We start from the raw sequence: 18,382 nt of genomic DNA, 5'->3' as shown, positions 1-18,382 counted from the left end.
TGAAATGATCGAAACCGTAATCCGGAAGCGGATCGAAATCCTCGCCGACACCGCGCTGGTAAGGCGCGTGACCAGCGCCATAGATCGGGCTGGCATTACCGGATGGACCGTTACCCCGGTGCAATCTGGCAAGGGGCGCGAAGGCCATTGGCGCGAAGAGCGTGTCATGGGAACGGACAAGGTGTTCGTGCTCACGATCGCTCCCCAGGAAAAGGCAATGGCGCTGGCCGAAGACCTGGCGCCCATTCTCTCCAGTCATGGCTTGCTGCTTACCATGTGGGACATCGAGGTTATTCGCGGGGAGCGTTTCTGATGCCCGAATTTACCGAGCTCCTGCGCGGGTATCATCGCTTTCGCGCCGACGGCTATCCCGAACAGAAGGAGCGCTATGACGAGCTGGTCGCCGAAGGGCAGCATCCCAAGCTGATGATCATCGGCTGCTCCGACAGCAGGGTCGATCCCGCGCAAATTTTCGACGTTGATCCGGGCGAGATATTCGTTGTCCGCAATGTTGCAGCGCTGGTCCCGCCCTTCGAGACTACACCCGGCCAGCATGGTGTTTCAGCAGCGGTCGAATTTGCGGTGAATTTTCTCGAGGTGCGCCAGATTGTCGTCATGGGTCACGGCATGTGTGGCGGTTGCAAGGCGGCCCTCACGCGCGATCTGCACGGCACCGCACCGGGCGAAGGAGGCTTCATTGCCAATTGGGTGAAACTGCTGGACGATGCGCGTGACACGGTTGTCGAGGCTCATGGTTGCGAAGGTGAGGCGGCAGAGCGCGCGATGGAGATGGCGGCAGTCGGGGTCAGCCTCGAAAACCTGCGCAGCTTTCCGAATGTACGCCAGCGCGAACTCGAAGGGTCGCTAAAACTTCGCGGCGGGTTTTTCTCGATCGCCGAGGGCGTCCTCTATGTGCTCGACGAGGAAACAGGGCAGTTCCAGCCAGCCAAGTAGCTTGCGCTGCTGCACGTCGCCCTCCATGTGACTGCGCATGCCAGAAAAAGACCTCAAGAACATCGCCCTGCTGATCGACGCGGACAACACCACGCCCAAGGGTATCGATCCGGTCCTCACCGTCATGGCCGAACTGGGCCAGGTAAACATCAAGCGGGCCTATGGCAATTTTGCCAAGAACAACCTCGCCAAGTGGGACAAGATCACCCACAAGTACGGTATCCGCCCGCAGCAGCAATTCGACCTCACCGCAGGCAAGAACGCTACCGATATGGCGATGACGATCGACGCTCTCGACCTCCTCTACCAGGGCAAGGTAGACGGGTTCGGAATCATGAGCTCGGACAGCGATTTCACCCCGCTCGCCACACGATTGCGTCAGGACGGGCTGATCGTTTACGGCTTCGGCAGCAAGAGCAAGACGCCGGAAGCCTTCAAGAGCGCCTGCACCCGTTTCATCGATATCGACGCGCTGATAGCAGGCGCGTCTGACGAGCCGGCTCCGGTCAAAGCTTCCAACGGGAAGACCAAGTCTTCGATCGACGAAGACCTTGTGGAATTGCTTGGCTCGGCGTGGAAGGCGGCAAATCGAGATGAAGACGGCTATGCGCAAATGGGCGAAGTCGGAAGCCTCGCAGGTAACCGGTCAAGCTTCGACGTACGCAATTATGGCTTCAAGCGCCTGTCCGACCTGTTCCAGTCGATGGACCAGTTCAAGGTCGAACGGCGGGACAATACCCTCTGGGTAAAGCGCCTGCGCTGAACAGAAAAACGGCGCGGATCCGGAAGGACCCGCGCCGCTTCATTCGCCTAGTTGCCTGACTTACATGGCAGCTTTCTGTGCCGTGTAGATCGCCCAGAGATTGGCGATGTCGCGGCGGGCACCTTCGACCTTGCGGAAGGTCTGTTCAGCTTCGGCGTATTTGCCCTGGTCGTACTGGGCGATTCCGAGGCGGGTGAGGACCAACGGGGTCTCGACACCGCTCATGCCCAGAGCCTTGGTGTAGAATTCCTCGGCGTCGGCCGGCTGGTCGTAGCTGAGGAAGGTGTCCCCGGCGACAACCAGCGTCTTGAGCGTTGCACCCGGCTTGCGCGCATCAGCAGCGAGGCTTGCGAGATCCGCCTTGTCGGCGGCAAGGCGGCTGGCCGCTTCCTTGCGCGTTTCGGTAAGGTAGGGATCGGTCTTGTCGATGACGCCGAGGCCATAGCCCTGGTCGATCACGGCAACTACTTCACCCGGATAGCGACGCGGATCGAGAATTTCGACGTATTCGTTCAGCACGCGGGGGTCGTTGTAGTGGCCAAGACGGCGCGACAGACGCAAGAGGTCGAGGACCTCAGCATTCTGGTACTGGTTCGCGTTAAGTGTCACGATGACCGCATCGCCCCAAACGGGGTTGGACGGGTAATCCTGCGCCAACCAACCGACGAACCTGCCGACCTCGGAAGGAACGTTGTTGTTATATGCGTTCGATACACCTGCGCGGAGCCAGGCTTCCGGCACGACACCACCTTCGGCCTTACGCGCTTCGATGATCTGGCGAAGATAAGCGACGCCTTCGGCATACTGCTCCTGGTCGAAATACAGGTCCGCGATCATCTGGTGCATGTCATCGGCACCAAGGGTCTTGGTGGAACCGTCGCCCATGGTCGCATCGAACTGGTAATTGGCAGCAATCGCACGCTCGATCGCAGTGCGCGCCTTCGTGTAATTGCCGGCCTGACGATGCATCTGGTAAAGCGCGACATTGACCTGGCCGGTGCCCTTGGCATCGAGCCTGCCGCTGTCAGCGAGGAATTCGAGACCCTGAAGCTGGAGAGCTTCGTCCCCGAGCTTGACGCCGAGATTGTAGATGAGCTGGCCAGCGATCTGCTTGTCGTCATTCGTTTTGACTTCGGCAACAACAGCCGGAACCATCGCCTTGACCGCCTGGAGGTCAGCACCTTCGGCGTTCATCGCATCGTTTGCCTTGGTGTAAACCTCGACGAGTGCTTTCGTGTACTCAGGCTTGGGCTCCTCGTCCTTCTTCTTTTTCGCAGCCGAAGCAGGCGCTTCAAGCGCTGTGAGGCCAAGCGCGCCGGTGGCGGCAAGAACGAGGGCCATCGCGACCGCCGACGAGGGACGCGAGGATTTGTTGAGACGGGTGAAAATCATTCGAAAACTCCCAAGAGTGGATAGGGGGCGAGAGCGGTATGGGCTCTGGTTCAATTCCATGGATGCGGCCATTGCCGCTTCTTCGCTCTCATTGCAAATTGTGTACGCTAAACGCGCTGAATGGTGTTTGAATGCGGACCTGTCCCGCCGTTCATGGTTACCAGACGCGCAAGGCGTATCCATATGTGGAAAAAGCGCATGAAACGGGGCTTTGGTTCCCCCTTTCGGTGGCGCTTTCGGGGCATTTCGCCTAGGGTTTTCGGTCTGAAAATCTGTTCTGAACAGCACATGGAAAATTTGAGTTTTGGCTGACGACATCGACCTGATCGATTCCCCCGCACCGGGCGGCGACGAATACACCCGCATCGACATCGTCGAGGAGATGAAAACGAGCTATCTCGATTACGCGATGAGCGTGATCGTGAGCCGTGCGCTGCCCGATGTGCGCGACGGTTTGAAGCCGGTCCATCGCCGTATCCTTTTTGCCAGCAACGAAGGTGGCTTCGTTGCCGGGCGTCCGTTCCGCAAGAGCGCCAAGATCGTCGGCGACGTGATGGGTAACTACCACCCGCACGGCGACGCCGCGATCTATGATGCGCTTGCCCGCATGACCCAGAACTGGTCGCTGCGCGTGCCGCTGATCGACGGTCAGGGCAACTTCGGCTCGATGGACCCCGATCCGCCCGCCTCGATGCGTTACACCGAGGCTCGTCTTGCGCGCGTAGCCAATTCGCTGCTCGACGATCTCGACAAGGACACGGTCGATTTCGCCGACAACTACGACGGATCGCGGCGCGAACCGACCGTCCTCCCTGCCCGCTTCCCCAACCTCCTCGTCAACGGCGCCGGCGGCATCGCGGTCGGCATGGCGACGAACATACCGCCGCACAATCTTGGCGAGGTGATCGACGGTTGCTTTGCCTATATGGACAACCCCGCGATCACGAGCGAAGAGCTGTTCGAAATCATCCCCGGGCCGGACTTCCCGACCGCGCCGCTGATCCTCGGCAAGTCGGGCGCGCGCGCTGCCTACACCACCGGTCGCGGCTCGATCCTGCAGCGTGCCCGCCACGAAATCGAAGAGAAGCGCGGCGACAGGAAGTCGATCGTTCTGACCTCGATTCCCTTTCAGGTGGGCAAGAGCGGGCTGGTCGAGAAAATCGCCGAAGCCGCCAAGGACAAGCGGATCGAGGGTATCTCGGACATTCGCGACGAATCCAGCCGCCAGGGCGTGCGCGTTGTCGTCGATCTCAAGCGCGATGCTTCCCCCGAAGTCGTACTCAACCAGATCTGGCGCTATACTCCGGCGCAGGCGAGTTTCCCGGCCAACATGCTGGCGATCAGCGGCGGCCGCCCCGAAGTCCTGACGCTGCGCGAGTTCATCCAGGCTTTCATCACCTTCCGCGAGGAAGTGATCACTCGCCGCACCAAGTACGAGCTGAACAAGGCGCGCGACCGAGCGCACATCTTGCTCGGCCTCGTGGTCGCAGTGTCGAACCTCGACGAGGTGGTGGCCATGATCCGCAGTGCGCCGACGCCAGCAGAAGCACGCGCACGCCTGCTCGCAAAGGAATGGCCGATCGGCGATATCGCGCAGTATATCGCATTGGTCGAAGCCATCGAACCGAGTGACGAGCAGGCCGGCGGAACCTATCGCCTGTCCGAACGGCAGGTGAAAGCCATCCTCGACCTGCGCCTCCATCGCCTCACCGCGCTGGGCCGCGACGAGATCGGCGACGAACTCAAGGAACTCTCGCTCTCGATCGAGGAATATCTCTCGATCCTGGCAGACCGCGTGAAGCTTTACGGCGTGATGCGCGGCGAACTGGAAGAGATCAAGGCGGCCTACGCCACCCCGCGCGTCTCCGAAATCGCCCCCGCATGGGACGGGATCGAGGACGAGGACCTGATCGAGCGCGAGGAAATGGTCGTGACCGTTACCCATGGCGGCTACATCAAGCGCACGCCGCTCGATGCTTTCCGGGCGCAGGCTCGTGGCGGCAAGGGCCGCAGCGGCATGGCGACGAAGGACGAGGATGCCGTCGTAGAGCTCTTCGTAACTTCGACTCACAACCCCGTGTTGTTCTTCACCAATACCGGTCGCGTCTACCGCATGAAGGTGTGGAAGTTGCCCGAAGGCGGACCGCAGACCAAGGGCCGTCCGATGGTCAACTTGCTGCCACTGGGCGATGACGAACGTGTTACCAACGTTCTTGCTCTCCCCGAAGACGAGGCCGAATGGGCGAATCTCAACATCGTCTTCGGCACCGAACAGGGCATGGTCCGCCGCAATTCGATGGATGCCTTCACCAATGTGCCCAGTAACGGCAAATACGCCATGGGCTTCGTAGAAGGCAGCGGAGATCGATTGATCGGCGTCGAACTGCTGACTGAAGAGCAGGAAATCTTCCTCGCTTCGGATTCGGGCAAGGCTATCCGTTTCTCCGCCACCGATGCACGCGAAACCAAAAGCCGGACCGGCATCGGCGTTCGCGGCATGAAGCTAAAGGAAGGTCAGAAGGTCGTCTCGATGGCCGTTCTCGACGCTGGCGAACGCGATACCGAAGTGCGCGACAATTATCTGCGCGCCGCAGAGTGGAAGAACAACGAGAACGAGCCGACGCTCGACGCCGGGAAGGTCGAAGAAATGGCCGAGGCGGAGGAGTTTATCCTCACCCTGACCGCCAATGGCTACGGCAAGATCTCGTCCGCCTATGAATATCGCACCATCGGTCGTGGTGGCATGGGTCTTACCAACATTGGCGAGCCGGGCAGCAACCCGGACCGCAACGGTCCGGTGGTCGCCAGCTTCCCGGTGAAGCACGGCTCGCAGCTCATGCTGGTGACCGACCAGGCCAAGCTCATTCGCCTTCCGATCAATTTCCGTCATCTTGTGGAGGGCGGTTTCGAGAACCACGAGGGATATTCGATCTCGGGCCGTGGATCGTCGGGCGTCCGCATCTTTCATGTAGCGAAGGGCGAGCGCATCGTCGGTGCGGCCCTGATCGACGAGACAGAGGAACCGGAAAACCAGGCCGAGGAGCTGGTCCAGGACGAGATCGCTGCACGCGGCGGCCTGGAGAAAACCGAACCTTACACGACCAAGCACTCGGACAAGAACATCGAGGATGAACCGGGCGGCTAACGCTTTGGAGAACCGAAATTAAGCGGGGCCGGTAGCATGATGCTGCCGGCCCCGTTTCTTTCAATGCGCATTTTCGCGTACTCGACCAACCCGCTCACGGCTTGCGCCGGATGGTCTGGATGACACCCGTCGCGATGAGGAATTGTCCGCCGTAATACATCGGCCAGACCAGCCACTCGGCCAGGTCACGTGACATATGCCCGGCTTCGCGCGCGAAGATTACGAGATCGCTGACGACGAAGAGGACTGCGCCAACTCCGACACGGTAGCGGGGAAAGCGGCTTGTCCATGCAGCTCCGGCCATTGCGCCGACTACCAGCGCATAAGCTGCGGCAAGCACCCAATTATCGAGCGGATAGGTCAGCATGCCGGCCAGAACCGGGGTGCCGATCAATAGGGCCATGCCGGCCGCAAGCTGGCTCCCGGTCGGGTGTTCCCGGCGATTGGTGACGTAAAGCCATATCGCAACCAGATGGCCGATGGCGAAGATTAGTCCTCCGAACAGGAAATTGAACTCGAGCACCACGTCGGCCAGCGCCCCCAGCGCCATGACGATCGCAATCAGCACGCCTTCGCGGCCGCGGCCCCTGTGCGCCGCATAGACTGCGAGGAAACCGACCCCGGCGCCTTTCCACAAGGCAAGCCAGCTACCGCCGACCTTCCCGTCCATCACGAAGAAATAGGTGATGCCAAACAGCAGGCTCAGCAGCAGGTAGGGCCGGTGTTCGATAAGGGCACGTTTTGGCATTGCGCACCTATCCCCTTGATAGACCCCCTATGCAAGCACTAGGTGCGGCGCCGAAATGACACACGACATCCACATCATCGGCGGCGGACTTGCCGGAAGCGAGGCTGCATGGCAGCTCGCGCGGCGCGGCTTCAAGGTGCGCCTGTCCGAAATGCGTGGCAGCGGCGAGATGACGCCCGCGCACCAGACCGACGGGCTTGCCGAACTCGTCTGCTCGAACAGCTTTCGTTCGGACGACAGCGACAAGAACGCCGTCGGCCTGCTTCATGACGAAATGCGCCGTCTCGACAGCATCGTCATGCGCGCAGGCGAGGTTGCACGCGTACCTGCCGGCAGCGCCATGGCCGTCGACCGCGATGTGTTCTCTGCCGAAGTGCAGCGCACACTCGACGAGCATCCCAACGTCACCGTGGTCCGCGAGCGGGTGGACACCCTGCCCTCCTCCGGCCCGACAATCGTCGCCACCGGACCTTTGACGGCCCAGTCGCTCGCGGAAAGCATTGTGAAATCGACCGGACAGGACCGGCTCGCCTTTTTCGATGCGATTGCACCAATTGTGCACCATGACAGCATCGATATGTCGAAGTGCTGGATCCAGAGTCGCTGGAACAAGCGCACCGAGGCCTCGAACGAGGACGGCGACTACATCAACTGCCCGATGACAAAGGAGCAGTATCTCGCTTTCCACCAGGGCCTGATGGACGGCGAGAAGACCGAGTTCCGTGAATGGGAAGCCGACACGCCCTATTTCGACGGATGCATGCCGATCGAGGTCATGGCCGCGCGCGGTGTCGAGACGCTGCGATACGGCCCGATGAAGGGTGTCGGCCTCGACAATCCCTACGACACGAGCGAGGAGCATCCGCAGGGCAAGTGGCCCTATGCGGTGGTCCAGCTGCGACAGGACAACAAGCTCGGCACGCTGTGGAACATGGTCGGCTTCCAGACCAAGCTGAAATATGGCGCGCAGATTGAGCTGTTTAGAACCATCCCTGGCCTTGAGAATGCCGAATTCGCCCGTCTCGGCGGATTGCATCGCAATACGTTCATCAACTCGCCGCTCGTGCTCGACCGCCAATTGCGCCTGCGTGGTGGTGAACATATTCGCTTTGCCGGCCAGATCACCGGTTGCGAAGGCTATGTCGAAAGTTCGGCGGTCGGACTGATGGCAGGGATGATGGCAGCGACCGAACTGGCAGGCGGCGAATGGACACCCCCGCCCCGCACTACGGCTTTCGGTGCACTGCTGTCGCATATAACCGGCGATGCCGAGGCCGAGACCTTCCAGCCGATGAACGTCAATTTCGGCCTGTTCCCCCCGCTGCACGATGTGAAAAAGAAGCAGCGCAAGGAAGCCTATACCTCGCGTGCCAAGGCCCAATTCGGCGACTGGCTGGCAACGCTGGAGGCCGTGCCCGCCTGATCAGCAGGCGCAGCTGCGCCGCTTGACCGGCTTGGGCGCGGTGGTTGCGAATTCGCCAGGTGAAAGTTCGCGGTCTCCATTGGCGTCGGCACCTTCGAATTTCTCCACCGTGGTTACGGCCCATTCCTCGAAAGTGAGGAGATTGTTGCCGTCCTTGTCGAGCTTGCGGAAGGCATCGCTGCGCGTCGAGAGCATCTCGCTGCGGGTGATCCGCCAGTCGCGATTGCGGTCGTAGCGGAAGAAGCGGCTCTGTTCCTTGGTCAGCTCGCTTGCCTCGGGCGGTGCCGGGCCCTCCATGTCGCCGGGATCGGTGATCGGAAGCTTTTCGGGATCGAAGGGCGCGGGTGCGAAAGCCATCGGATCGGGAGGTGGGGCAGCGGCTTCGACTTCGGCCCTCCCCTGCCACCAGAACAGGCCGATGCCTGTGGCCATCAGCGTGACAAGGCTTCCCGTGACGAATGACTTCATGTGCGGACGCTCCCCTGTGTCCGCGACCTGCTTAACCTAAGTGCCGAAAATTCCAAGCCTTAGTCCGACTAGCGGGCTGAGCCTGTCACCGAACAGGGGCTTCCCGCCGCGCAATATCGCCCTGCGCGAGAGACCGCCGATAATCGCGACAGCGCGCAGGTCCTTCGGCAGCGACGGAAGCGCGGGCATAGATTCGCGCTCGAGACCAGGCTCGATCACTGCCAGCTTCGCCCGACCCCACTCCCGTGCGTGGGCGGTGGTCTGCACAGCATGGTCGGGATGCGTTCCCAAGCGAGCCAGGGCCTCGAACGCCGCGGCATGCCCATCTTGGAAACGAGTCCGGATACTTTCATCCCAAGGTCGCTGATCGAGCAGTTCCTCCCATCCGTCGATGAACGCAACCACGGCTTTCAGATAGCCATCCCAGTGGTCGAGCAGGTCGACGAGCAGAGGATCGGCGGGCTGGCGCATGTCTGCCGTCCGAGGACGAAGAAGTTCCTCGCGCCACCATGCCAAGCGGATTTGCGCAAGGGCAGGCTCTCCGGCGCCGGTGATGATCCGGGATAGCTTTCCATCCAGCCGGAGCAGGGTCGACAGCGCGCTTCGCATGGGTTCCCGAGCATGTGCCAGTACCACGGGCCCCCAATCGGGAAGCGGATCGTCCTCGCTTGCATCCATCGGTCGCGTGTCTGCTCGGGAACCGGCGAAAGTCAAGCAATCCCGCCGCTTCGCGACATGGGAAACGCCATCTTAACTGTTTCTGTTGCAAGGAACGTAAGGAACGTCCGGGGTATGTCGCAGCCTAGGACTCAAAGGTTTTTCGAGGACAGGGGTATATGGGCTTTACCAGTTTCATGCATCGGCTGAAGGCTGACACGAGCGGAAACGCTATGCTTCTGGTCGCCATGGGCGCGCCGGTGCTGTTCGGCACCGCCGGCATGGGCGTCGATATGGCGCAGTATTATACCTGGAAACGCGAAGCGCAGTATGCGGTCGACCAGAGCGCACTGGCCGGCGCGTGGGCGCGCGGCAACGAAGTGGATATCGATGGCGCAAAAGAGCGCGCCAGCCAGGAATTCTACGTGAACCTCTCGGTGACCCAGGACTACCTCCTGACCCACGAGGCCGATGAGGCCGATTACGACGGAGGTTCTGCCAACAGCATCCTTGCGAAAGCTACGGTATCGGCCAGCCTTCCGTTCACCGAGATCGTGTTGGGCAAAGGGATGACTATAGCCGTCCAGGCGCAGGCGATCTGGCAAACCACGCAGCAATACACCGCATGCCTTTATGCGCTCGATCCCACATCGGCCCGCACGATGTGGTTCAATGGTGGCCCGGAGGTGGATGCCGCTTGCGGTGTCGGTGCGCGCTCGACTGCCGATGGCGCAATTGTAACGGACGGCAATACCGGCCCGCAAAATATCAATTGGGTGGTCGCTGGCGGAACCATCAATGACGGCGCAAACGCTTTCGGAAACTCCGAGGTGGTCGAGAACTACGCAAACATGGTCGACCCGTGGGAAGGACTGACTCCGCCGGACAACACCGATGACCGTGAAGTTCCGGACGACTGCAACGGTTCTGCCAACGAGGCAACCTGGACTGCCGACGAGGCTAAGTCGCAGACCGTTACCTACAAATATTACCGTGGCAGCAACAAGAATACCGCGACCATAATGGCGGACGGTTATACCGGTGCGGGCGCCTTCCCTGAAACCACGACTACTAATTTCCCGACCATCGTCGAGGCTGAATTCACCCGAGAACCGGTAGATTACGTCAGCGTTCCGGCGGAGGGCAGCCTCAGCCAGATTGCGGGTAGTGGTCCCGACAAAATCTACGCGCAGCCCATCACGGTCGAGACCTATACCTATACCAACAAGGTCGATCTCGGTAACACTGTGACCCTGTTGCCTGGAACCTATGACGACAATTTCGACATCACATGCAATGTGGTGCTCGCACCGGGCGTCTATGTTCTCGAAGGTGTTGATTTCAACCTGACGGGCGGCAAGTCGATCATCGGCGAAGGCGTTATGTTCGTCCTCGAGGATGGTGCCGGTATCGACCTTATGGGCGGTGCGAAGGTTTATCTCACGCCGATGACCCAGCAGGAGCTGATCACCATTGCCGGCGTGTCGGCGGAAGATGCGGCAAGGCTCGAGAACATGCTGATTTTCGAACACCCGGATTCCACGGGGGATACCGGAAGCAAAATCACCGGCGGTGCGCACTTCGATCTAAACGGTATCGTCTACATGCCCAACTCGGATGTGGTGATGTCGGGCAATATGAATGCGAGTGCGGAATGCCTGATGGTCGCAACCGGAACGCTCAAGATCAGCGGTACCGCCGATCTTGAGACCCTGTGCCCAGCCGGCAAGACTCATGATATCGTGGTTGGCGAAGGCAGCACTCGCGTGAGGCTGGTCCTGTGATCCGGCGGCTTCTGGATATCGCCCGCGTTCGCAAGGATGAAGAAGGTTCGGTAGTCATCGAGACCGCATTCGTGCTGCCTGTCCTGCTTATCCTCGGCCTCGGCGGGTTCGAAGTCAGCAGGCTCGTATCACGCAACAACGAGCTCCAGATCGCCGTCGCGGAGGCCGCGGCGGTCGTGCTTGCCAGTCTGCCCGAAGACCAGGCTGATATCGACCAGCTGGAAGATATCATCGAAGCGTCATCCGGACTGGCAGATTCGAATGTGACGCTGGCGAAGAAGTATCGCTGCAATGCGGACTCCTCGCTTGTCGCCAACGTTTCAAGCTGCACCGATCCGACCGCAGTTATTTCCGAATTCATCGAAATCACGATTTCGGACTGGTACACGCCGATCTGGACCGATTTCGGCATCGGTGACCAGGTGAACTACGACTTCACCCGGAGGGTACAGATCTCATGATGCGCAAGAAAATTATCCAGCGCCTTCGCACCGACGAGCGAGGTTCGACGATCATCGAGTTCGCCCTGCTGGCGCCGGTGATCCTGGGCATGTTCCTCGGCCTGATGCAGATCGGGATCAGCATGCAGGCATATAACTCGCTCCGCGGGGTCGCATCGGACACGGCTCGCTACGCCGTGGTGCAATACATGATCGAGAACGAGGTGACCGACACCGCTCTGGAAGATCAGGCCGTCGCCATCGCCAAGGCCTCTCCTTACCTGCTTGGTGACAGTGTTGCCGTGACCGTCACTCCCGTGGCCAGCCCCCGGGTGCACGGAACCCACGAGAAAACGCTGACGATCACCTACACGCCGTTGCAGATCTTGCCGTTCTTCGACTTCACGAGCGGCCAGATGACATTTTCTCGCCCGATCTTTGTGATCGACGAGTAAGCGAAAGCAACCCGTTCGGGACTGGCGGGGCTCGCGATCGGATCGCGGGCCCCGTTTCGATTCAGTCGCGGTAGCAAACCTTCTTGACCGCTTTCACGATCTTGGGCGTGTCGATCAACGCCAGCTTCTCGAGGTTCGCCGCATAGGGCAACGGCACGTCCTCGTCGCACACGCGCGTGACCGGTGCGTCGAGGTGGTCGAACCCTTCTTCCATGCAGATCGCCACGATTTCCGACGCGATCGAGCAGGTCGGCCAGCCTTCCTCGGCGATGACCATGCGGTTCGTCTTCCTGAGGCTTTCGAGCACGGCTTCCTTGTCGAGCGGACGCAGTGTGCGCAGGTCGATAACTTCGGCCTCGATACCCTCACCCGCGAGTTCCTCTGCCGCTTCGAGCGCAAGGCCGACCGCGATCGAATAGGCGACGATGGTCACGTCCGAACCTTCGCGCACGATACGCGCCTTGCCGATGGGCAACACATGGTCGTCGAGTTCGGGAAGCTCGAAGCTGCGACCGTAGACCAGTTCGTTTTCAAGGAATACGACCGGGTCCTCGCAGCGGATCGCCGCCTTCATCAGGCCCTTTGCATCAGAGGCATCATAGGGCGCGATCACGATCAGGCCGGGCACGCTGGCGTACCACGGACCGTAGTTCTGGCTGTGCTGCGCGCCGACGCGGCTTGCGGCAGCGTTGGGGCCGCGGAACACGACCGGACAGCGCATCTGCCCGCCCGACATGTAGTTGGTCTTGGCCGCCGAATTGATGATGTGGTCGATCGCCTGCATGGCGAAGTTGAAGGTCATGAATTCGACGATCGGGCGCAGGCCGCCCATCGCCGCGCCGGTGCCGATACCGGCGAACCCGTATTCGGTGATCGGCGTATCGATGACGCGCTTGGGGCCGAATTCGTCGAGCAGGCCCTGCGTAACCTTGTAGGCGCCCTGGTACTGGGCCACTTCCTCGCCCATCACGAAGACGCGCTCGTCGCGGCGCATTTCTTCGGCCATGCCGTCACGCAGCGCTTCACGGACGGTAATGGTCTGCATGTTGGTGCCATGCGGGACCTCGGGGTCCTTTACGCCGGTCTTCTTGGCGGGCTTGGCGATTTCGGCTTCGCTGCCTTCGCCCGAGCTTTCAGGGCGTCCCACGTCCTTGCCCTCGCCGGGAACGTCTTGAACGGGCGCTGCTTCGGCAGCTGCCGAAATATCTTCGCCCTCGCCTGCCAACATGGCGATTACCGTGCCGACAGCGACATTCTCGGTGCCCTCGGCGACAAGGATCTTGCCGAGCGTGCCTTCATCGACCGCTTCGAATTCCATCGTCGCCTTGTCGGTCTCGATCTCGGCGATGATGTCGCCGATCTCGATCGTGTCGCCTTCCTGCTTGAGCCATTTGGCGAGCGTGCCCTCTTCCATGGTGGGCGACAGGGCGGGCATCTTGAGTTCGATAGCCATGGTTCAATACTCCTCCACCAGAACGTCGGTGTAGAGTTCGCTAGCCTCCGGCTCGGGCGAGTTTTCGGCAAAGTCCGCTGCTTCGCTCACGATCTTGCGGATGTCCTTGTCGATCGCCTTCAATTCTTCCTCGCTGCTGCCCTGTTCGATCAGGGTCTTCTTGAGGCCCTCGATGGGGTCCTTGTGCTCCTTCACGTCCTGCACTTCCTCGCGGGTGCGGTACTTGGCCGGGTCGGACATGGAGTGGCCGCGGTAGCGATAGGTTTCGCATTCCATCAGCACAGGCCCCCTGCCCTCGCGCACATGCTTGAAGGCGATCTCGGCAGCCTGGCGTACTTCGAGCACATCCATGCCGTTGACCTTCATGCCGGGAATGCGGAAGGCGGTGCCGCGCCGGTAGAACTCGGTCTCTGCCGAGCTGCGGCTGACTGCGGTCCCCATGGCATACTGGTTGTTTTCGATCACGAAGACTATCGGCAGCTTCCACAGGGAAGCCATGTTGAAGGTTTCGTAGACTTGTCCCTGGTTTGCGGCGCCATCCCCGAAATATGCGAGACAGAGGCCGCCGTCGTCATTGTACTGATGCGCGAGCGCGAGCCCGCCACCCAGAGCAACCTGCGCCCCGACGATGCCGTGCCCGCCGTAGAACTTGTGCTCGGTCGAGAACATGTGCATCGAACCGCCCTTGCCCTTAGAGATGCCGGCCTCCCGACCGGTCAGCTCGGCCATGATGACCTTGGGATCGATGCCGTAGGCGAGCATATGGCCGTGATCGCGGTAGCCGGTAATCACACTGTCGAGCTTTTCGGTAAGAGCCGACTGGAGGCCGACCGCAACAGCTTCCTGGCCGATGTAAAGATGGCAGAAGCCGCCGATCAGGCCGAGACCGTAAAGCTGGCCCGCGCGCTCTTCGAAGCGGCGGACGAGCAGCATCTGTTCGTAGAACTTCTGCATCTGCTCGGTCGAAGCGTCGTAGCGTTTGTTCGCTTCGAACTCTTCCTGGAGCGAGTGGAGTGCGAAATCGAGGTTCTCTGCGGGGCTGCGCGGAGCCTTGTTCTTGGGGGCCTTGGCCAAATCTTCTATCCCTCTTCCGTGACCGGGAGTTCTCTCTGCGAGCGCCTATAGGCACAGGCTTGCGGGCAGCGCAACGGGGGCAGCCGCCTGCATACGAAAACCTTACGGAATTGTAGGGGTTCCGACCTATGCCGGGTTTAGTCGTCGAGCTTGATGACGACTTCGTCGGGGTGGACGACGTTGAGCTGGCTGCGCAGCAATTCGCCGACCATATCGGGATCGGCGTGATCGGGGTGGAGCAATTCCACCTTGTTCTTGAGTGCGGTACGTTCTGCCTGGACGGCGGTGAGCTGGGCCTTTCGCTGGTCGAGCAAGCGCAAGTTTTCGCTCCACGACAGCAGACCGGAAGGTCCGGCAATGGCAAGACCACCAAGCACGAGCAGGACAATAAGTGCCGCATTCTGCGACACCTTCCGGCTGCCTACTGGATTGAGTCTGTTTGCCCTCCGCATGAAGCACACAGAATCACAGTTAACCTTTTCGCGCAAGCGGTAATCTCGCAAGTGCGACGGACCGTTGCTGCCTAGGTGGCGGCGAGACGGAACTACGCCCTCCGCGCGCCCGTTGGTTTCTTGACACGCCGAGCAGCGCGGCCTATTTGGTTTCCATTGAAACTAATTTCAGGACAGAGGAATCCCATGCCCGATCTTTTCGAAAACCCCATCGGCCTCGACGGTTTCGAGTTTGTCGAATTCTGCGCTCCCACGAAAGGCCAGATTGAACCGGTTTTCGAAGCTATGGGTTTCACCCACGTTGCAACCCACCGGTCAAAGGATGTCGACCTGTGGCGCCAGGGCGGGATCAACCTGATCATCAATTACGAACCGCGAAGCGCAGCTTGGTATTTCGCCCGCGAACACGGCCCCTCGGCTTGCGGCATGGGTTTCCGCGTCAAGGATGCAAAGAAGGCCTATGACGAATTGCTCGAACGCGGCGCCGAACCTGTTGTGGTCGATACCGGCCCGATGGAACTGCGCATCCCCGCAATCCGCGGCATCGGCGGTGCGATCGTCTACCTGATCGATCGCTATGCCGAACAGGGCGATGACAGCCTGTCGATCTACGACATCGATTTCGAATATCTCGACGGCGTCGACAAATGGCCCAAGGGTGCGGGCTTCAACGTGATCGATCACCTCACCCACAATGTCTACAACGGTCGCATGAAGTATTGGGCGGATTATTACGAGACGCTCTTCAACTTCCGCGAAATCCGCTTCTTCGACATCAAGGGCGAATATACCGGTCTCACCTCCAAGGCGCTCACCGCGCCCGACGGCAAGATCCGCATCCCCCTCAACGAGGAAGGCGAAGGCGGCAAGGGCCAGATCGAAGAGTTCCTCAAGGAGTTCAACGGCGAGGGTATCCAGCACATCGCACTGATTTGTGACGATCTCGTCCAGTGCTGGGACAATCTTAAGGACCTCGGCGTTCCCTTCATGACCGCGCCGCCCGCAACCTATTACGAAATGCTTTCCGAGCGCCTGCCCGGCCATGGCGAAGACGAGAACGAACTCAAGATGCGCGGCATCCTGCTCGACGGCACGACCGAGGGCGGCAGTCCGCGATTGCTCCTGCAAATCTTTGCAGAGGCACAGGTCGGCCCGGTCTTCTTCGAATTCATCCAGCGCAAGGGTGACGAAGGGTTTGGCGAGGGCAACTTCAAGGCTCTGTTCGAAAGCATGGAGCGCGACCAGATCAAGCGCGGCGTGCTGAGCGTCGAAGAAGCCAAGTCGGTCGAAGCGGAGCCAGCCGAATGAGCGAAGTAGCTGCACATCCCGTGAAGCTCGGCGGCGTCCACCACGCCGCCTACCGCTGCAAGGACGCGAAAGAGACCGTTGAATGGTACGGCAAGGTCCTCGGCATGGAATACACCACCGCCTTTGCCGAAGACCATGTGCCATCGACCGGGGAATACGATCCCTACATGCACGTCTTCCTCGACGCGGGTAACGGCAACATCCTCGCCTTCTTCGAACTGCCCAACCAGAAGGATATGGGCCGCGACGAGAACACCCCGCAATGGGTCCAGCACCTCGCCTTCAAGGTGGGGAGCGAGGAAGAACTCGTAGCCGCCAAGGAGCATGTCGAAAGCCTTGGCATCGATGTCCTTGGTCCGACGCATCACGGCATCTTCAAGTCGATCTATTTCTTCGATCCCAATGGTCACCGCGTGGAGCTCGCGACCGATATCGGGACCGACGAGCAATATGCCGAACTCAAGCGCGTCGCGCCGATGATGCTCGACGAATGGAGCGAGACAAAGAAGGCCCCGCGCCATGCGGACTGGCTGCATGAGATTGCGCGTAAGGAACACGGTCAGAAATAAAAGCATTACCCACGTACATTTCCGGTACATTGCGTATTCACAGCGCAGTTGTTAACGCTCCCAAAGTCCTAGACTAAGGGAAGCTCACGTAATGTCGTCACACTGGAAACTTGCCTGCGTTTGCGCGGCAATCGCGATGTCCACACCGGTTTCAATTGCCGCCCAAACGCTATCGCCCGAACTTCAGGCGCTCGACGACGCACTGCCGGGCACATTGGCGAACGACCCTTCGCGGATGGACTGGCAAAGCTACGGCCCTAGTTTCTACACCGAGGGATTTCGCGATCAGAATATACCCGGCGGTGCGGGGCGACGCTTCCACGTCAACAAGGCCGGTAACTTCATCTACGAAGCCGGTGCGAACATCCCGCTTATCCGCAGGATCGTGCGCGGCCAGCAGGTTACGATCGGATTTTACGCACGTACGGTAGAAGCGGCGACGAGTGACGGTAAGGGAGTGATGCGGGTCCGTTTCCAGGAAGGGGTTCCGCCCTATTCCGGATTCGGCGACCAGACGCTTTCGATCGGCAAGGAATGGCGATGGTACGAGGTAACCGCGAAGGCCGACCAGACGCTGAATAGCAAGGATGGTATCGTCGCTATTCATTTCGGCGATACGAAGCAGGTTCTCGAAATGGGTCAGGCGATCGTGGTCGCCGACTCAAGCTATATCGCCAAGGCTCCTGCGCCTGCGACCGAGATTGCCTCTGCGCCCGAAGACTCCGAACTGCCCGAGCCGCTTCGTGGTCTTGGCGAGCTCTTGAACGACCCCACCGACCGCGATTGGACCATCACGGCTGAAGGCGGGACGGCAGATAGCCGCGACGAGGCTACGATCTGGCTTGGTCGGGCGACCAGGCTGGTGACCAGCACGTCGGAAACGGGCCAGATCATGGCGCTGGTCGACGTGCCGGGTGACATTGCCGAGGGCCAGAAACTGATCGTAGCTCTTGCCGCGAAAACGGTGGCCACCCAGCGTGCGGACGGAGCGGCGATACTGGGCGTCGGGCTCGCCGCTGCGGGAGAGGCTCAACCCTTCAAGATGACGCAGACTTCGCTGGGCAACGACTGGCAATTGATCCGCCTCGCCACCCGCGCGCCCAAGCCTCTGGCGGACGGAACGGCAAAGGTGGCACTGGCCATCGGTGGGATCGGTGAAGCTGTCGATGTCGGCCCGGTCTATGTGCTTGTTCCGGAAGCCGCGCCGGCGCAGTAGGGTTAACCCTCGCTAACCGCGTATTTCCGCCATTTCGGAACCCGCTGCGGTGCACAACGTTGTGCCGCAAAGGGAGTTCTT

General features: G+C 60.5%; 18 protein-coding genes. 11 read left to right on the top strand and 7 right to left on the bottom strand.

Annotation, left to right across the window (positions count from 1 at the left end):
* Positions 1 to 4 precede the first annotated feature (4 nt).
* From K3178_RS06450 to K3178_RS06440, 3 genes are read left to right on the top strand one after another with little or no spacing between them, the layout of a single operon-like run.
* Positions 5 to 313, top strand: a complete 309-nt coding sequence (locus K3178_RS06450) for a P-II family nitrogen regulator (protein ID WP_221570517.1) — start codon at positions 5 to 7, stop codon at positions 311 to 313.
* Positions 313 to 954 (top strand): carbonic anhydrase, encoded by a 642-nt coding sequence (locus K3178_RS06445; RefSeq protein ID WP_221570516.1) that lies wholly within the window; start codon positions 313 to 315, stop codon positions 952 to 954. The genes K3178_RS06450 and K3178_RS06445 overlap by 1 nt, the downstream gene beginning before the upstream one ends.
* A 37-nt stretch (positions 955 to 991) precedes the next feature.
* Positions 992 to 1,717, top strand: a complete 726-nt coding sequence (locus K3178_RS06440; protein ID WP_221570515.1) for an NYN domain-containing protein — start codon at positions 992 to 994, stop codon at positions 1,715 to 1,717.
* 60 nt (positions 1,718 to 1,777) lie between these two features.
* Here K3178_RS06440 and K3178_RS06435 read toward each other — a convergent pair whose 3' ends face one another.
* Positions 1,778 to 3,109 (bottom strand): tetratricopeptide repeat protein, encoded by a 1,332-nt coding sequence (locus K3178_RS06435; RefSeq protein ID WP_221570514.1) that lies wholly within the window; start codon positions 3,107 to 3,109, stop codon positions 1,778 to 1,780.
* Positions 3,110 to 3,413: 304 nt separating this feature from the next.
* Here K3178_RS06435 and gyrA point away from each other — a divergent pair, with 304 nt between their 5' ends.
* The gene (gene gyrA / locus K3178_RS06430) at positions 3,414 to 6,254 is read left to right on the top strand and encodes a DNA gyrase subunit A (protein WP_221570513.1); all 2,841 of its coding nucleotides are present in this window, start codon (positions 3,414 to 3,416) and stop codon (positions 6,252 to 6,254) included.
* Positions 6,255 to 6,348: 94 nt separating this feature from the next.
* Here gyrA and K3178_RS06425 read toward each other — a convergent pair whose 3' ends face one another.
* Positions 6,349 to 7,002, bottom strand: coding sequence for a lysoplasmalogenase (locus tag K3178_RS06425; protein ID WP_221570512.1), 654 nt, complete (start codon positions 7,000 to 7,002; stop codon positions 6,349 to 6,351).
* 55 nt (positions 7,003 to 7,057) lie between these two features.
* Between K3178_RS06425 and trmFO the strand changes: the two genes are divergently transcribed.
* Entirely contained in the window at positions 7,058 to 8,425 is a 1,368-nt protein-coding gene (gene trmFO, locus K3178_RS06420) for a methylenetetrahydrofolate--tRNA-(uracil(54)-C(5))-methyltransferase (FADH(2)-oxidizing) TrmFO (protein ID WP_221570511.1), read from the top strand.
* Here the strand turns inward: trmFO and K3178_RS06415 are convergent, their stop codons facing one another.
* Together K3178_RS06415 and K3178_RS06410 are read right to left on the bottom strand one after the other, a co-directional pair.
* Positions 8,426 to 8,893 (bottom strand): EF-hand domain-containing protein, encoded by a 468-nt coding sequence (locus K3178_RS06415; protein WP_221570510.1) that lies wholly within the window; start codon positions 8,891 to 8,893, stop codon positions 8,426 to 8,428.
* Between the two features lie 36 nt (positions 8,894 to 8,929).
* Positions 8,930 to 9,571: a hypothetical protein gene (locus K3178_RS06410; RefSeq protein ID WP_221570509.1), complete on the bottom strand. Its 642-nt coding sequence runs from the start codon at positions 9,569 to 9,571 to the stop codon at positions 8,930 to 8,932.
* 212 nt (positions 9,572 to 9,783) lie between these two features.
* Here K3178_RS06410 and K3178_RS06405 point away from each other — a divergent pair, with 212 nt between their 5' ends.
* The 3 genes from K3178_RS06405 to K3178_RS06395 are packed head-to-tail and all read left to right on the top strand — an operon-like array spanning position 9,784 to position 12,229.
* Positions 9,784 to 11,334 carry a Tad domain-containing protein gene (locus K3178_RS06405; protein WP_221570508.1) on the top strand — a complete coding sequence of 517 codons (1,551 nt, stop codon included), beginning with the start codon at positions 9,784 to 9,786 and terminating at the stop codon, positions 11,332 to 11,334.
* A complete protein-coding gene (locus K3178_RS06400) occupies positions 11,331 to 11,795 on the top strand; it encodes a TadE/TadG family type IV pilus assembly protein (RefSeq protein WP_221570507.1) in 465 nt (154 codons plus the stop codon). Before K3178_RS06405 ends, K3178_RS06400 begins: the two co-directional genes overlap by 4 nt.
* Positions 11,792 to 12,229 carry a TadE/TadG family type IV pilus assembly protein gene (locus K3178_RS06395; protein WP_221570506.1) on the top strand — a complete coding sequence of 146 codons (438 nt, stop codon included), beginning with the start codon at positions 11,792 to 11,794 and terminating at the stop codon, positions 12,227 to 12,229. Before K3178_RS06400 ends, K3178_RS06395 begins: the two co-directional genes overlap by 4 nt.
* Positions 12,230 to 12,290: 61 nt before the next feature.
* On the opposite strand, the gene K3178_RS06390 is transcribed toward K3178_RS06395, so the two are convergent.
* The 3 genes from K3178_RS06390 to K3178_RS06380 all read right to left on the bottom strand — a co-directional run bounded on the left by K3178_RS06390 (position 12,291) and on the right by K3178_RS06380 (position 15,166).
* Complete coding sequence (locus tag K3178_RS06390; RefSeq protein WP_221570505.1) at positions 12,291 to 13,682, bottom strand: pyruvate dehydrogenase complex E1 component subunit beta; 1,392 nt, start codon at positions 13,680 to 13,682, stop codon at positions 12,291 to 12,293.
* 3 nt (positions 13,683 to 13,685) lie between these two features.
* Positions 13,686 to 14,756, bottom strand: a complete 1,071-nt coding sequence (gene pdhA / locus K3178_RS06385; RefSeq protein ID WP_221570504.1) for a pyruvate dehydrogenase (acetyl-transferring) E1 component subunit alpha — start codon at positions 14,754 to 14,756, stop codon at positions 13,686 to 13,688.
* Between the two features lie 137 nt (positions 14,757 to 14,893).
* A complete protein-coding gene (locus tag K3178_RS06380; protein ID WP_345719854.1) occupies positions 14,894 to 15,166 on the bottom strand; it encodes an FtsB family cell division protein in 273 nt (90 codons plus the stop codon).
* 228 nt (positions 15,167 to 15,394) lie between these two features.
* Here K3178_RS06380 and hppD point away from each other — a divergent pair, with 228 nt between their 5' ends.
* The 3 genes from hppD to K3178_RS06365 all read left to right on the top strand — a co-directional run bounded on the left by hppD (position 15,395) and on the right by K3178_RS06365 (position 18,301).
* Positions 15,395 to 16,516 (top strand): 4-hydroxyphenylpyruvate dioxygenase, encoded by a 1,122-nt coding sequence (gene hppD, locus K3178_RS06375; RefSeq protein WP_221570502.1) that lies wholly within the window; start codon positions 15,395 to 15,397, stop codon positions 16,514 to 16,516.
* Positions 16,513 to 17,085 (top strand): VOC family protein, encoded by a 573-nt coding sequence (locus K3178_RS06370; protein ID WP_221570501.1) that lies wholly within the window; start codon positions 16,513 to 16,515, stop codon positions 17,083 to 17,085. Before hppD ends, K3178_RS06370 begins: the two co-directional genes overlap by 4 nt.
* Before the next feature lie 91 nt (positions 17,086 to 17,176).
* Complete coding sequence (locus K3178_RS06365) at positions 17,177 to 18,301, top strand: hypothetical protein (RefSeq protein ID WP_221570500.1); 1,125 nt, start codon at positions 17,177 to 17,179, stop codon at positions 18,299 to 18,301.
* The last annotated feature ends 81 nt before the right edge of the window (positions 18,302 to 18,382 follow it).

Source organism: Qipengyuania sphaerica, from assembly GCF_019711595.1.
Taxonomy (GTDB): Bacteria; Pseudomonadota; Alphaproteobacteria; order Sphingomonadales; family Sphingomonadaceae; genus Qipengyuania; species Qipengyuania sphaerica.
This window is presented reverse-complemented; position numbering and strand designations above follow the sequence as displayed.